This is a genomic window from Mycobacterium sp. KBS0706 (genome assembly GCF_005938675.2).
Classification (GTDB): domain Bacteria; phylum Pseudomonadota; class Alphaproteobacteria; order DSM-16000; family Inquilinaceae; genus Inquilinus.
Genome location: NZ_VCCH02000014.1, coordinates 62,991 through 76,984 on the forward strand (window position 1 = coordinate 62,991; position 13,994 = coordinate 76,984).

Annotated in this window: 18 protein-coding genes; 7 read left to right on the forward strand and 11 right to left on the reverse strand. The window is 69.9% G+C overall.

The window, feature by feature from the left end; all coding sequences use genetic code 11:
- Positions 1-65: 65 nt before the first annotated feature.
- Positions 66-1,997, reverse strand: a complete 1,932-nt coding sequence (locus FFK22_RS10155; protein WP_138886368.1) for a M10 family metallopeptidase C-terminal domain-containing protein — start codon at positions 1,995-1,997, stop codon at positions 66-68.
- A 130-nt stretch (positions 1,998-2,127) separates the two neighbouring features.
- Entirely contained in the window at positions 2,128-2,880 is a 753-nt protein-coding gene (locus FFK22_RS10160) for an NAD kinase (RefSeq protein ID WP_221938505.1), read from the reverse strand.
- Positions 2,881-3,057: 177 nt separating this feature from the next.
- Here FFK22_RS10160 and FFK22_RS44395 point away from each other — a divergent pair, with 177 nt between their 5' ends.
- Entirely contained in the window at positions 3,058-3,183 is a 126-nt protein-coding gene (locus tag FFK22_RS44395; RefSeq protein WP_306770091.1) for a hypothetical protein, read from the forward strand.
- A 9-nt stretch (positions 3,184-3,192) separates the two neighbouring features.
- On the opposite strand, the gene moaA is transcribed toward FFK22_RS44395, so the two are convergent.
- A complete protein-coding gene (moaA, locus tag FFK22_RS10165; RefSeq protein ID WP_138886370.1) occupies positions 3,193-4,230 on the reverse strand; it encodes a GTP 3',8-cyclase MoaA in 1,038 nt (345 codons plus the stop codon).
- Positions 4,231-4,337: 107 nt separating this feature from the next.
- Between moaA and FFK22_RS10170 the strand changes: the two genes are divergently transcribed.
- Both FFK22_RS10170 and mobA read left to right on the forward strand, forming a co-directional pair.
- Positions 4,338-5,054 (forward strand): DUF3592 domain-containing protein, encoded by a 717-nt coding sequence (locus FFK22_RS10170; RefSeq protein ID WP_138886371.1) that lies wholly within the window; start codon positions 4,338-4,340, stop codon positions 5,052-5,054.
- An 11-nt stretch (positions 5,055-5,065) separates the two neighbouring features.
- Positions 5,066-5,671 (forward strand): molybdenum cofactor guanylyltransferase MobA, encoded by a 606-nt coding sequence (mobA, locus tag FFK22_RS10175; RefSeq protein WP_221938506.1) that lies wholly within the window; start codon positions 5,066-5,068, stop codon positions 5,669-5,671.
- Positions 5,672-5,689: 18 nt separating this feature from the next.
- Here the strand turns inward: mobA and FFK22_RS10180 are convergent, their stop codons facing one another.
- The 7 genes from FFK22_RS10180 to FFK22_RS10205 all read right to left on the reverse strand — a co-directional run bounded on the left by FFK22_RS10180 (position 5,690) and on the right by FFK22_RS10205 (position 9,810).
- Positions 5,690-6,595 carry a TonB family protein gene (locus FFK22_RS10180; protein WP_138886372.1) on the reverse strand — a complete coding sequence of 302 codons (906 nt, stop codon included), beginning with the start codon at positions 6,593-6,595 and terminating at the stop codon, positions 5,690-5,692.
- Positions 6,592-7,077, reverse strand: a complete 486-nt coding sequence (locus FFK22_RS10185; RefSeq protein ID WP_138886373.1) for an ExbD/TolR family protein — start codon at positions 7,075-7,077, stop codon at positions 6,592-6,594. The genes FFK22_RS10180 and FFK22_RS10185 overlap by 4 nt, the downstream gene beginning before the upstream one ends.
- Positions 7,077-7,745, reverse strand: a complete 669-nt coding sequence (locus FFK22_RS10190) for a MotA/TolQ/ExbB proton channel family protein (protein WP_138886374.1) — start codon at positions 7,743-7,745, stop codon at positions 7,077-7,079. The genes FFK22_RS10185 and FFK22_RS10190 overlap by 1 nt, the downstream gene beginning before the upstream one ends.
- A 10-nt stretch (positions 7,746-7,755) precedes the next feature.
- Positions 7,756-8,190, reverse strand: coding sequence for a hypothetical protein (locus tag FFK22_RS10195; protein ID WP_138886375.1), 435 nt, complete (start codon positions 8,188-8,190; stop codon positions 7,756-7,758).
- 196 nt (positions 8,191-8,386) lie between these two features.
- Positions 8,387-9,226, reverse strand: coding sequence for a hemin-degrading factor (locus tag FFK22_RS10200; protein ID WP_306770092.1), 840 nt, complete (start codon positions 9,224-9,226; stop codon positions 8,387-8,389).
- Positions 9,217-9,447, reverse strand: a complete 231-nt coding sequence (locus FFK22_RS44400) for a hypothetical protein (protein ID WP_306770093.1) — start codon at positions 9,445-9,447, stop codon at positions 9,217-9,219. The genes FFK22_RS10200 and FFK22_RS44400 overlap by 10 nt, the downstream gene beginning before the upstream one ends.
- Before the next feature lie 192 nt (positions 9,448-9,639).
- Positions 9,640-9,810, reverse strand: a complete 171-nt coding sequence (locus FFK22_RS10205) for a hemin uptake protein HemP (protein WP_221938508.1) — start codon at positions 9,808-9,810, stop codon at positions 9,640-9,642.
- A 249-nt stretch (positions 9,811-10,059) separates the two neighbouring features.
- Here FFK22_RS10205 and FFK22_RS10210 point away from each other — a divergent pair, with 249 nt between their 5' ends.
- Positions 10,060-10,377, forward strand: coding sequence for a hypothetical protein (locus tag FFK22_RS10210; RefSeq protein ID WP_138886377.1), 318 nt, complete (start codon positions 10,060-10,062; stop codon positions 10,375-10,377).
- Between the two features lie 23 nt (positions 10,378-10,400).
- On the opposite strand, the gene FFK22_RS10215 is transcribed toward FFK22_RS10210, so the two are convergent.
- A complete protein-coding gene (locus FFK22_RS10215) occupies positions 10,401-10,916 on the reverse strand; it encodes an adenine phosphoribosyltransferase (RefSeq protein WP_138886378.1) in 516 nt (171 codons plus the stop codon).
- Between the two features lie 102 nt (positions 10,917-11,018).
- Between FFK22_RS10215 and FFK22_RS10220 the strand changes: the two genes are divergently transcribed.
- Genes FFK22_RS10220 through FFK22_RS10230 form a run of 3 tightly spaced genes read left to right on the forward strand, consistent with a single transcriptional unit; the run spans position 11,019 to position 13,994 of the window.
- Positions 11,019-12,173: an ABC transporter permease gene (locus FFK22_RS10220; protein WP_138886379.1), complete on the forward strand. Its 1,155-nt coding sequence runs from the start codon at positions 11,019-11,021 to the stop codon at positions 12,171-12,173.
- A 2-nt stretch (positions 12,174-12,175) separates the two neighbouring features.
- Complete coding sequence (locus FFK22_RS10225; RefSeq protein ID WP_138886380.1) at positions 12,176-13,015, forward strand: ABC transporter ATP-binding protein; 840 nt, start codon at positions 12,176-12,178, stop codon at positions 13,013-13,015.
- Position 13,016: 1 nt separating this feature from the next.
- Positions 13,017-13,994, forward strand: coding sequence for an MlaD family protein (locus FFK22_RS10230; protein WP_186002401.1), 978 nt, complete (start codon positions 13,017-13,019; stop codon positions 13,992-13,994).

Below are 13,994 nucleotides of genomic sequence, written 5' to 3' on the forward strand. Positions count from 1 at the left end.
GCTACCGGACCGGCCCGATTATTTCACCGGAACTTTGTGGCGGAATCGCAGCCGCGGGCATGGGCTCAGAGCAGGAACCCGGCAGCACCGAGATCCTGCACGATCGAGACGGTGATGGCGAAGTCCGGAACCCGGTTGCCGTCGATATCGGCCAGCACCAGGACCACGCGGATGGCGGCGGTCGGCGCGATCCTCAGCTCCGCCCCGGCTCCGGTGAAGCCGCCGGTGCCGAAGGCGAAGGCCGTGTCGCCATTGGCCGCATTGCCGTCGGCGTCGATGAGGCGCAGATCGATCCGGTCACCGTCGCCCGACCAGAAGTCGACGATCGTGTCCCGGCCGGCCGCCGCGACGGTGCTGTCGCCCGCGGCGGTGTATACGAAGCGGTCGGCATGGCCGCCGCCGTTGAGGATGTCGGCGCCGGCATTGCCGCGGAGCACATCGTCGCCGCTGTTCCCGGTCAGGGTGTTCGCGCCGGCATCGCCGGTCAGGACGTCGTTATGGGCCGAGCCCAGGATCCGCTCGACGCCCTCGAGTTGGTCTCCCGCGGCAACGCCGGCCGTGCCCCGGCCGGTGGAGAGGTCGACGATCACCCCCGTGGCGGTCGCGGCGTAGCTGGCGGTGTCGACGCCGGCTCCGCCGCGCAGGATGTCGGCGCCGGCGCTGCCCTCCAGGATGTCGGAGCCGTCGCCGCCGTCGATCGTATCGGCGCCGAGCCCGCCGGAGATGGTGTCGTGGTCGGCGCCGCCCGCGAGCACGTCATCGCCGATGCCGCCGTCGATCGAATCATTGCCGCTGCCGCCTTCGACCCGATCCTGCCCGGCACCGCCGGTGAGCCGGTCGTTGCCGCCGCCGTCGACCAGGATGTCGTCGCCGTCGCCGCCATGCAGGGCGTTGCTCTCGCTGTTGCCGGTGAGCCGGTCGGCATGGCGCGACCCGATCACGATCTCGATTCCGTTCAGCATGTCGCCGACCGCGTCGCCGCCGGCGCCCGTGCCCAGGATCAGGTCGATGGTGATCCCGGCAGCTGAGGATTCGTAGCTCGCCTGGTCCAGCCCGGCGCCGCCATCCAGGCGGTCGCCGCCAGCCTCGCCGCGGAGCACGTCGTTGCCGCCATTGCCGAGGAGCGTGTTGGCCCCGGCGCTGCCGGTGATTCGGTCGTCGCTGTTCGAGCCGCGCACCTCCTCGATCGGCGACGGATCGGCACCGGGATAGATGTAGACGTTGTAGCCGCGGGCGTTGACGCTGGAGAAGGCGCCGGGCCGGACATCGATCCAGCAGCCATAGAGCGACCCGGACAGGTCGAGGACGTCGCGCCCGCCGGTGTCGTGAATGGTGAAGCCGGCATTGGCCAACATCCCGTCGTCGCCGAAGCGGAAGCCCTCCCGGCCGCCGAAGCCGTAGACGTCGTTGCCGGTGTTCATGGCGACGACCGCGCCGCGGGGCAGGTATTTCTGCAGGATCGCCGCAATGTCGGCGCCCCTCGGCGAGGTCGCGTAGCCGGTGCTGCCGAGCCCGGCATCCTCGCCGTTGAAATAGGACATCACCGAGAACGGCCAGACATCCTTGGTGAAGATCGCGTCGGTCCAGTAGGTGCCGCCGGTGTTGTAGGGGCCGCCATGGCCGAGGCCGAGGGCGTGGCCGATCTCGTGCAGAAAGGCCTGGAAGCCGTAGCCGCCCAGCTGGAAGTTGCCGCCCCAGAAGGTCTGGCCGATATTCAGCAGCTTCGACGCCTGCGTGAAGAAGGCGCCGGGGGCGATGTTCTCGAAGATGATCTCGGCCCCGGCGGTGACCTCGCGGAAGGTGACCGGGACGACGGCGCTCCACTGCTGCAGTGCCAGCCGGGCCGCCGCGAGCTGGGCCGGGTTGTCCTCGAGCCCCCGGAGATCGACCGCCACGTCGAGGTCGGGGAGCTTGTAGTCGCGCCCCTGGGACCATTGCCAATAGCCGGTCTTCAGATAGTCGATATAGCCCTGGAGCGAGGTGTTGGTCGGCGCCAAGGGATACCTCCCGATCGAAAATCCCTGCTCGATGAATCAAGCGGCAGGGTTGTCGCTAAAACGAACTGTCCCGATAAGCTGACAAAAGCATAGAATATTTCAGGATGCGAGGAAACGGGCAGGGCCGCGCCTAAGGCTCGAACTGCTCCTTCAGGATCCGTTCCTCCAGCGTCTTGCCGGGGTCGAACAGCAGGTGCAGCGACACCGACCGGTCCTCGGCGATCTCGACCCGCGCCACGTCGCGCACCTCGGTCGAATCGGCGACGGCGCTGACCGGGCGCTTCGGCAGCTCCAGCATGTCCAGCACGATCCGGGCGCGCTGCGGCAGCAGGGCGCCGCGCCAGCGCCGCGGCCGGAAGGCGCTGATCGGGGTCAGCGCCAGGATGCCGGCGCCGAGCGGGATGATCGGTCCATGCGCCGACAGGTTGTAGGCGGTGCTGCCGGCCGGGGTCGACACGATGGCACCGTCGCAGATCAGCTCGGGCATGCGCACGATGCCGTCGACCGTGATTCGCAGCTTCGCCGTCTGCCGGGTCTGGCGCAGCACCGAGACCTCGTTGATGCCCAGCGCCTCGTGCACCGTGCCGTCGACCGTGGTCGCCCGCATCCGCAGCGGGTGCAGGATCACAGTGCGCGCCGCCGCCACCCGGCTGGCCAGATCCTCCTCCTGGAAGTCGTTCAGCAGGAAGCCGACCGAGCCGCAATTCATGCCGTAGATCGGCCGGCGCCGCTCGACGCAGCGGTGCAGCGTCTCCAGCAGGAAGCCGTCGCCGCCCAGCGCGACGATCACGTCGGCCGATTCCGGGGGGTATTGGCCCCAGCGGGCGACGAGCCGGGCCTGGGCCGCGAGGGCCTCGGCGGTGTCGGCGGCGAGAATCGCCATTCGCGGCGGGGCCGGATCGGGGGAAGCGAGGGTCATGGCCGGCGACTGTAGCCGAAGCGGAGCCGCCGTCTACCCCGGCCGTGAGACGCTGTGAATGGGCCGTTCACGGTCGTTTCACGGAAGATGGGGGAGAGTGCCCCGGTCATCACGAGGAAAGCCGTAGAGGGAGAACAGGGAATGATGGTTCCGGCTTTGATGGGAGCGTTCGTGACGATCGCCGTGCTGTCGCGATGCGGCCTGCACTTCGCCATGGTGACCACCGGCACCGTGCTGTCGGGGACCATCCTGATGCTGACGCTGTGACCCGGCGGGCTAGCCGCCGGTCACGCTCATGTGCCGTGCCACGGCGGGCTGCGTGTGGCGGCGGTCGATGAAGAAGTCGTGTCCTTTCGGCTTGCGCAGGATGGCCTCGCGAATCGCGGCGTCCAGCGCCGCATCGGTCGGATCGGTGCGCAGCGGCGCCCGCAGATCGGCGGCGTCGTCCTGGCCGAGGCACATATAGAGGGTGCCGGTGCAGGTCAGCCGGACCCGGTTGCAGCTCTCGCAGAAATTGTGGGTGAGCGGGGTGATGAAGCCGAGCCGCCCGCCCGTCTCCTCCACCCGGACATAGCGCGCCGGCCCGCCGGTGCGATAGTCGGTCTCGGTCAGCGTCCAGCGCCGGGCGAGGTCGGCCCGCACCTGCGACAGCGGCAGATATTGGTCCAGCCGGTCCTCGCCGCCGATGTCGCCCATCGGCATCACCTCGATCAGCGTCAGATCGTGGCCGTTCTCGCCGCACCAGCGGATCAGCGCATCGAACTCGTCGTCATTGACGCCCTTCAGGGCCACGGCGTTGATCTTGATCTTGATGCCGGCGGCCTTGGCCGCGGCGATGCCGTCCATCACCTTGTCGAACTTGCCCCAGCGGGTGATGGCGAGGAACTTGGCGGGGTCGAGCGTGTCCAGGCTGACATTGATCCGGCGGATGCCGCAGGCGGCCAGGTCCTCGGCATGGCGGGCCAGCTGGCTGCCGTTGGTGGTCAGCGTCAGCTCCTCCAGCGCGCCGGTGCCGAGATGCCGCGACAGGCTGCGGATTAGCGTCATCACGTCGCGCCGGACCAGGGGCTCGCCGCCGGTCAGGCGCAGCTTGCCGACGCCGAAGCGGATGAAGGCGCTGCACAGCCGGTCCAGCTCCTCCAGCGTCAGCAGCTCCGCCTTCGGCAGGAAGGTCATCTCCTCCGCCATGCAGTAGACGCAGCGGAAATCGCAGCGGTCGGTCACCGACACGCGGAGATAGCGGATGGCGCGACCGAACGGGTCCACCAGCGGGGCGCTGGAGGCGGGCGACGGGTCGATCCTGGGCGTCGGCATCTGGAGCGTCATATACGACAATATAGGACGCCTCCCCGGCGAACGCGATAGGCCGGCCTTCGACGAACGCGTATGCTTTTCCACGAGATGAGATACAGCGGGGACCGATGATCCGCAGATTGGTGGGCGTGCTGCTGCTCCTGTTCGGCGTTTTCCTGGCGGTCGGCGCCGGCAAGGGCGCCTGGGACCGCGAGCAGTGGCGCCAGGGCGCGGTGGAGATCCAGGGGCTGGTGCTGCCGCCCGGGGCCGGGGACCGCTCGACGCCGGCGCTGGCCGCGGCCGAGACCGTGGTGCGCCTGGGCACGCTGCGCGCCGTCTACGCCGCGGTCGACACCGGCCTGGCGACGGTGCCGCAGCCGGGCCAGCGGGTGGCCGTGCTGATCGACCCGGACCAGCGGGACCGGGCCGTGCTGGACCACCCCATGGCGCTCTGGGGCGATCAGATCATCGCCGGCGGCCTGGGCGCGGTGCTGGCGCTGGTCGGGCTGGTGATGATGCGCTCCCGCATGCGCCGGCCGGTGCCGGCCGGCACTGCCGCGGCGGCGATCGAGACAGTGATGCGTCAGGTCGCGGCGCGGCGGACGGAGGCCAAGCCTTCGCCGCAGCAACCGCCGCAGCAGCAAACAGCCGCGTCGTTCCGCGTCGCGCGCCCGGCCGGCTCCGGCGCAGTGATCCAGCGCATGCGCGACAGCCCGGTCACGGTGCAACGGGTCGGTGAGCCGGCCGTGACCCGCATCGTCGAGCGGCCGAGCGGCGTGCTCCCGATCCTGGCCTTCGCCGTCGTGGTGCTGGCGCTGGTTGTCTATCTGGTCGCCGCGGCGTGAGTCCTTGCGGCGTGATCCTGGCCGGCGGCCTGGCCCGGCGCATGGGCGGCGGCGACAAGGCGCTGCGGCCGCTCGGCGGCGTCCCGCTGCTCGACCGGGTGATCGCCCGGGCGGCGCCGCAGGTGTCGGCGCTGTGCCTCAACGCCAATGGCGACCCGTCCCGATTCGCCCGCTGGACCCTGCCGGTTGTGCCCGACGACGTGCCCGGCGCACCGGGGCCGCTGGCCGGCATTCTGGCGGCGCTGGACTGGGCGGCTGCCACGCGGCCGGAGGTCGAGCTGGTGGCGAGCTTCCCCTGCGACGCGCCGTTCATCCCGCGCGACCTGGTGGCGCGGCTGGCGGCGGCGCGCCGCGGCGAGAGGGCGGAGATCACCGTCGCCGCTTCGGGCGGCCGAACCCATCCTGTTGTGGCGCTGTGGCCGGTGGCGCTGCGCGGCGACCTCCGTCGGGCGCTGGTCGAGGAGGAAATTCGCAAGGTCGAGCGCTGGATCGGGCGCCACCCGACCGCGGTGGTCGAGTTCGTCTGCGACCCCGTCGATCCCTTCCTCAACGGCAACACCCCCGAGGATCTGGCGGAGGCGGAGCGGCTGCTGGCCCGGCACCCCGAGCTGGCATGACGGCTGCAGGGGGTGCCGCTAACGTCGTTGAATCACGAAGGGCGCAGTGATCTGCGTCGGAAAGCCCTCGGGGGGTTCGGGCGCGGACAAGCGGCTGAGAACCCGCAACACAGTGTCGTCGATGCTTTCGCTCTGCGATGACCCGATGACCAGCGGGTTCTCGATGCTGCCGTCCGGATGCAGCGTGAAACGCACCGTGATGGTGGTGTCCTGCCGCACATTGATGCCGGCCCGGTTCAGGCGCCGCTGGATGTAGCCGCTCAGCTTGCTCTGGTAGTCGGCGGCCCGTGCCGAACTGGCCGCCGAGGATGCCGGGGGCTGGACGACGAGCCTGGGTGGGAGCGCCGCCTGCTGCGTCGCCGCAGGAGCAGCCTCCACCGGCCGTTCGGTCCGGGGCGGCTGCTGGCGCTGCGGCCGCCGCTCGGCGGGCGGTTTCGGCTTGGTCGGTGGCGGCTGCACGATCTCCGGCTCCTCCGCCTGGACGGTCTCGGGCACGGCAGCGACCACGGCCTCGGTCTGACCGGTCGTGGTCACCAGCTCCGGCGGCGGGGTTTCCGGCGCCGGCTCCGGCGGCTGGATCTCGGTGGTCTCGGTCACCGTCGTCTCGGCCGGCGGGGGCGGCTCCTCGACAACGGTCTCGACCGGCTGGTCCTGCACCGGCTGGTCCTGGACCGGCTGGGTCTGCGCGGTCTCGACGGGCATCGCCTCGGTCGGCTCGATCTGCGCGGTCTCGACCGGTTCCGCCGTGTCCACCGACTCTGCCGGGGTGCCGAAGCCGGCCATCTCGATCGCCATCGGGGTCTCGGCCGGCGTCGGCGCCGCCGATCCGGTCAGGCTGGGCAGCAGCGCCCAGACCACGCCGCCGTGAATCAGCGCGGACGCGGCATAGGCGATGCCGCGTCCCGACAGGCGCAGGCGGGTCATGGCGCGGTCGGCGCGGCGCCGGCACCGGGTGCGCCGGCGGGCGACGCCGGCTGGGTCGGCGACCCCTGGGCGATCAGTGACACCTTGGCGAAGCCGGCCTGGCCGACCACGCCCATCGCCTCCATCACCTTGCCGTAGGGCACGTCGCGGTCGCCGCGGACATAGACCACCGCCTCCGGATGGGCCTGGTACGCCGCCTGCAGCGCCGCGGGCGCCGTCTCCGGCGTCAGCACCTGTCCGGTCTCGATCGACCAGGTGCCGTCCTTGTCCACGGTCAGGATCACCGGCTTCTGCGGCTGGCCGATCTTGGCGGCGCTGGTCTTCGGCAGGTCGACCGGTACGCCGACCATCATCAAGGGCGCCGCGACCATGAAGATGATCAGCAGCACCAGCATGACGTCGACCAGCGGCGTGACGTTGATCTCGGCCAGCGGCGCGTAGTCGTCGCCGCCGTCGCCGGAATCGAGCAGGGCGCCGGCCATTACTCGGCGGCCTCACGCCGGGCGGCGGCGGTGCGCCGCGTGCCGGACAGGTGCTCGGCCATCTGGCCGATCGCGGTGATGAAGGTCTGGTTGATGCGGCGCAGATCGGTCGAGAACTTGTTGTAGGCCATCACCGCCGGGATCGCGGCGACCAGGCCGATCGCGGTCGCGAACAGCGCCTCGGCGATGCCGGGGGCCACCACCGCCAGGCTGGTGTCCTGCGAGCTGGCAATCGAGGTGAAGCTGTTCATGATGCCCCAGACCGTGCCGAACAGCCCGACGAAGGGCGCGGCCGAGCCGATGGTGGCCAGGAAGGGCAGGCCCAGCTCGCGCCGGCGCACCACCTCGCCGGCGGCGCGGCGCATGGCGCGCTCGATCCGGTCGCGGCACTCGGCCCGGCTCTCCTCTGGGTCGACCGCCCGCCATTGGGCCAGGCCAGCCTCGACGATCGGCTTGGCCGGGTCGGCCGGGATCACGTCGACCTCGTGCTCGGTGTCGACCCGGCGGCGCAGCGCGGCGGCGGCGCGGCGCAGCCGGCCGATGGTGAACAGCTTGTCGAGGACGATGCCCCAGCAGCCGATGGAGGCCAGCACCAGCAGCGCCAGCACGCTCTGGACGATGACGTCCGCCTGCTGCACCAGGGCGATGATCGAGAGATCGTGCGACATGGGGCCCTCCTCAGCGCATCAGGGCGACGGGCAGGCGCGACTTGGTCTCGACCCGGTCGATGCAGTCGGCCACGGCGCCGGCCTCGGTGCGGCAGTCGAGCACGTCGTTGACCAGGACCGAGCCGATCGCGTCGCAGGCCAGGCCCGAGACCTCGAAGGCCTTGACGCTGGTCTTGCGGGAGCGCAGCGGCGCCGCTTCGACCGCCAGGCGCTTGCGGATGGCGCCGTCGGTGCCGAAGAAGACGAGGTCCAGCTTGAACGACTGATAGGCATCGTCGCCGGTGCCGAACACCATGTTCACGGCGCAGTTCTGGCCGCGCGGCTCGAGCGTGTTGAGCTCCAGGCTGACGCCGTTCGGCGCCGCCGCGGCGGCCAGGGCCGGCGCCGCGGAGAGGGCCAGGAGCAGGGCGGAGAGCGCGGACACTGATTGGCGTCGGCTGGTCATGATGTCCTCAGAGCGGCACAAGGAAAGGCCTGTCGGATTGCGGATGGGGAATGACCTCGACCGGGCAGCCGAGCACGGCCTCCACGGTCGTGGCGTGAGCACCTCGCCGCTGGCGACGACGACCCGCTTCGATCCGCCCGGGCGGGCAGGGCGGTCGCGACCAGCGCCGCGGCGGCGAGGGCCAGGAGCGGGCGCATCAGGCCGCGTCCAGGGCGCTGACTCGAGCCACCAGCTCGTGCCAGTCGGTGCGCTCCGGCTGGCCCGGCTTGCGGGCGCCGAACAGCATCGCCATCAGCGTGCCGTCGATATCGAACAGCTCCAGCGAGGTGACGACGCCGTCGTTGGTCGGCTTGCGCACCACCCAGGCGCTGTCGATGCGGTCCTCGCGCAGATGCAGGTTGAAGCCGGGGTCCAGCACGTTCAGCCAGGGCCCCATATCGAGCAGCCGGTGCACCGGGCCGGTGTGGATCTGCAGGCATCCGGGGTTGCCGACGAAGACCATGATCGCGGCGCCGGTCTCGGCAGCGTCGGTCAGCACCCGGCGCAGCGCATTGCGGCCGACCGGCTCGGCCCGCTGCGGCCCGGCCAGGCGTATCGCCTGCAGCCGGTCGAGGCGGTGCAATTTGAGCAGGCCGAAGAACTGGTGCGTGTCCTCCATCGCGTCCCAGCCGGCGCGGAAGCCGGCGACGTCGATCTCGCCGTCATCCAGGACGGCCGGGCGGACGATCTTCTGCGCCACCAGCAGCGGCGCCTGGTCGGCATGGCGGAAGCGGTCGACCAGGGCGATGAACGCGGCGCGGTCGCCGCCCTCGGTCAGGAAGATCTTGTGGATGGCGGTGCCGGCGGCATCGAAGAACTGCAGGCTCGGCTTCGGATGATTGGCGCCGCCGACGGCGAAGCCATGCGCCCAGCGGGTGTAGAACAGCCGCAGGTCGATGTCGGGGCCGAGCGCCAGCCCGACATGGCTGCCGACCGAGACGTTCAGATACGTGCCGGTCTTCTCGTGCACCACGCTCTCGTTGCGGGTCAGCGCCATGACCGGGCCGAGCGCCTCGACCGACTGCAGGATCGTGCTCCAATCCCCCCGATGCGGGCCGTTCCGGCGCCGATCTGGAAGGCGACCAGCTCGCCCTCGCTGACGCCCAGCGCCGCCGCGGCGTCGCGGGCGCACAGCTGCGGCTGCTCGGCGCGCAGCGCCGCCCAGCGCGCGGCGAGGGCGGTCGGCGGGGCCGGGAGATCAGGTTCGAGGCTCTGCATCATGCTCTCCGATCACCGGGGACGAGGGGCGCCGGCGGCCGGCGGGGTGCGACAGGACATGCGAAAACGCGGCCAAACCATGGGCCGCCGGGGGCTGCGGAAGCATGACGAGAACCTGTTCGGGCGACGGGTCCTCACGCAGACCTGGCGGCGGGCGATGCCCGGCTTGCTGGGCGCGCGAAACGGGACGGGCTACTTGGTCAGGATGAGCTTGCTGTTGCGGGTGATCCGCAGGCGGTAGACGTCGTCGCCGTGCTGGATCGTCAGCTCGCGGCGGGCGCCGAACAGGTCGCGCGTGTCAAGGCTGGCCGGGGCGGGCCGCTGCGGCGGCTCGACGGCATGCGCTGTGGGTTGATCCAGCATGGTGTCCCCATCCATGGTGAGATTGATCGGACAAGACGATGTTGAGAGTCATTCTCATATCCATCTACTGCGGTCAAGAAAATGCGTGTCATTCCTATTTGCATTTATCGAAAACGCGTCGCTTCAATGTGGAATCGGGTGCGGAAACCTTGCGAAACGCGATGCTTGGTGCCGACCGCCTCGGCGCGCAATATAATGCCGGTATCAGTGGACGCGGGTGAGGGCTTGGATGGACACCGGGGCTGGGCGATGATCGAAGTGCAGCAGATCGAGCGCAGGCCGGCGCAGCGGCCGGTCCAGCCTTCAGCCGGGCTTGCCGTCTGCGAGGACCGGGTGGTCGAGCGCTTCCTCGACCGTTCCGCGGCCCCGCGCAGCGATACCGACTTCCTGCGCAAGCTCAACCACAGCCTGTTCGACGAGCCGGAATACCGGCCGAGCGTGCCCAGCCTGCGCAGCCTGGTCATGCTGGCGGCAGTGGCGCTGCTGGCGGTGAGCGCGGCGGCGCTGATCGGTACCGCCTGGCACGATCTGAACGAAGGCGGGACCGTGCAACAGGAGGCCCGCTGAGCCGCCCGCCCGGTCCGGTGGCCTCAGCTGTCGTATTTCAGCAGCGAGACGACCGGCGCGTCGATCTTCTCGCGGCCGCCGAGGAAGGACAGCTCGATCAGGCAGGCCGCGCCGCGGACATCGGCACCGACGCGGCGCAGCAGTTGGATCGCCGCCGCCATGGTGCCGCCGGTCGCCAGCAGGTCGTCCAGCACCGCCACCTTCATGCCCGGCTTGATCGCGTCGGCCTGGATCTCGATCGCGTCCGACCCGTATTCGAGCTGGTAGAGATGGCCGATCGTCTCGCCCGGCAGCTTGCCGCGCTTGCGGCACATCACGAAGCCGCAGCCTAGTACATAGGATAGTGGTGCCGCCGCCAGAAACCCGCGAGATTCGATGCCGACCAGGATGTCGGGCTGCCACTCGCGGACCTGGGTGGCCAGGCTGTCGACGGCGTGCCGCCACGCTTGCGGATGGGCCAGAAGCGGCGAGATGTCGTAGAACAGGATGCCTGGCTTGGGAAAATCCGGGATACCGCGTATGTGCGACTTGAGATCCATGAGACGTCCTTGGTTGCGGGCCGGAGCGACCCTGCATCGTAGTGCCTGCTGCCCGAAAGGCAATTCGCAGGTGCGGAAGCCGGTCGGCCGTGAGGCTGCGCGGTGACGACAGCGGCGGCGGCCACGGACGCCGAGGCCCGGATCGACAGCCGCGTCGAGCGCGGCGTCACCCGGCTGCGCCTGGAAGGGCCCTGGGTGACGCGGGCCGCGGCGCCCCTGGACCGCGAGTTGTCCGAGCTGGTGCAGTCGTCGGTGAAGGGCGAGGTGGTGCTGGACCTGTCCGGCGTCACCCGGCTGGACACGGTCGGCGCCTGGCTGGTGCACCGCACCCAGGAGGATCTCGCCGCGGCCGGCGCCACGGTCCGGGTCGAGGGCGTGTCGGACGACCAGAAGGGCCTGCTCGAGGCCGTGTCGCGGGTCGAGCGCGACGAGCCGATCAAGCGCCCTCACCGCAACATCCTGTACGAGCTGGCGCTGCGCACCGGCAAGGCGACCTACGGTTTCCGCGACGAGGCGCTGGAGCTGCTGAGCTTCCTCGGCATGCTGGTGGTCAAGAGCATCGCCACGCTGCTGCGGCCAAGCCGGATCCGGATCACCGCGCTGGCGCACAACATCGAGGCCACCGGCCTCAACGCCATGCCGATCGTCGGCCTGCTGTCCTTCCTGATCGGCGTCGTGCTCGCCTATCAGGGGGCGGACCAGTTGAGCCGTTTTGGCGCCCAGATCTTCGTGGTCAACCTGCTCGGCGTGTCGGTGCTGCGCGAGCTCGGCGGCCTGATCACCGCGATCATCGTCGCCGGACGGTCCGGCTCGGCCTTCACCGCGCAGATCGGCACCATGCAGGTCAACCAGGAGGTCGACGCGATGGAGACGCTGGGCCTCGACCCGATCGAGGTGCTGGTGATCCCGCGGGTCTTCGCCCTGGCCATCACCCTGCCGCTGCTGACCTTCTATGCCAGCATGATGGCGATCTTCGGCGGCGCGCTGATGTCGTATTTCGTGTTGGACATCAGCGGGCCGCAGTTCCTGCAGCAGTTCAAGGCGGCGATCAGCGTCGGCACCTTCTGGGTCGGCATGATCAAGGCCCCGGTCTTCGCCTTCGCCATCGCCATGGTCGGCTGCTATGAGGGGCTGAAGGTCTCCGGCAGCGCCGAGAGCGTCGGCCGGCTGACCACCCAATCCGTCGTGGTCTCGATCTTCCTGGTGATCGTGCTCGATGCCCTGTTCTCCATCCTGTTCGCCACCCTGGGGGTCTGATCATGCATAAGGACCCCCAGGCACCGCCGCCCGAGGCGCCGGATGACGGCGTCGCGATCCGGGTGCGCGGCCTCAAGACCCAGTTCGGCGCCCAGGTGATCCATGAGGGGCTGGACCTCGACGTCCGGCGTGGCGAGGTGCTGGGGGTCGTCGGCGGCTCCGGCACCGGCAAATCGGTGCTGCTGAAGGAGATCATCGGCCTGATCCGGCCCGCTGCCGGGACGGTCGAGGTGCTCGGCATCGACATGGACCAGGCCGACGAAGCGGAACGCAGGGCGGTGCAGCGGCGTTGGGGGGTCATGTTCCAGGACGGCGCCCTGTTCAGCTCGATGACCGTGGCCGAGAACATCCAGGTGCCGATGAAGGAATACACCCGGCTGTCGCACCACATGATGGACGAGCTGGCGCGGGTGAAGATCGCCATGGCCGGCCTGGCCTGCAGCGCCGGCATCAAGCATCCCTCCGAACTGTCCGGCGGCATGCGCAAGCGCGCGGCGCTGGCGCGGGCGCTGGCGCTGGACCCGGAGATCATCTTTCTCGACGAGCCGACCGCAGGCCTGGACCCGATCGGCGCCGCCGCCTTCGACCAGCTCATCGCCGAGCTGCAGCGCAGCCTCAAGCTCACGGTGTTCATGGTTACCCACGACCTCGACAGCCTGGTCACGATCTGCGACCGCATCGCCGTGCTGATCGACAAGAAGATCGTGGTCGACACCTACGAAAACCTGCTGAAGGTCGACCACCCCTGGATTCAGGAATACTTCCACGGGCCGCGCGGCCGCGCGGCGGCAGCGGCCGAGCATGCCGCGGCAGAGCGGGCACAGGCGGGGGCGGAGAGCTGAGATGGAGACGCGTGCAAGCTATGTCGCCGTCGGCAGCTTCGTCCTGATTCTGATGGTCGGGCTGGTGGTGTTCGCCGTCTGGCTCGGCGGATCGGGGCTGCGCGAGAACGCCGAGCGCTACCTGATCTACTTCTCCGGCAACGTCACCGGGCTGCAGGAAGGCAGCCAGGTGCGCTATCGCGGCATTCCGGTCGGCACCGTCGAGGACGTCGAGATCGACCCGTCCAATGTCGAGCGGGTGCAGGTCCGGATCGCGGTCCGGCCGAAGACCCCGATCGTCAAGGGCTCGGTGGCGTCGCTCGAAATCCAGGGCCTGACCGGCGGCGCCTTCGTCCTGCTCAGCGGCGGGGTCCAGGGCGCGCCGCCTTTGGAGAAGGAGGAGGGCAAGGACTATGCGGTGATCCCGTCGCGCCAGTCCGGGCTGCAGGCGATCGTCGACACGGTGCCGCAGCTGCTCGACCGGCTGTCGGACATCTCGCGCGAGGTCCAGCGGATCTTCTCCGAGGACAACGTTCGCAACATCTCCTCGGTCCTGGCCAATGTGAATACCCTGACCGCGACGCTGGCGCAGCGTTCGACCCAGCTGGCGAGCACAATCGACCGGATCGACACGCTGACCCAGAATGTCGACGGGCTCGTCACCGAGGCGCGGACCGACCTGAACAAGCTCACCACCGGCGCGACCGGCTTCCTGTCGACCACCGACACCCAGGTCAATGCCGCGGTGGCCGATGCCCGGGCGATGATCGCCTCGCTTCGCCAGAGCGCCGACGACGTGGCCCGGCTGCTGAAGCAATCCGGCCCGGGGGTGGAGAGCTTCTCGACAGACGGGCTTTACGAGATCACCCAGCTGATCACCCAGCTCCGCCAACTGACCGACAACCTGAACCGCACCCTGTCCCGGCTCGACCGCAGCCCGGCGCAGTTCCTGTTCGGCGGCTCGTCCGGCGGCGTGCCGCCGAAAGGTTCCTCGAGGTGA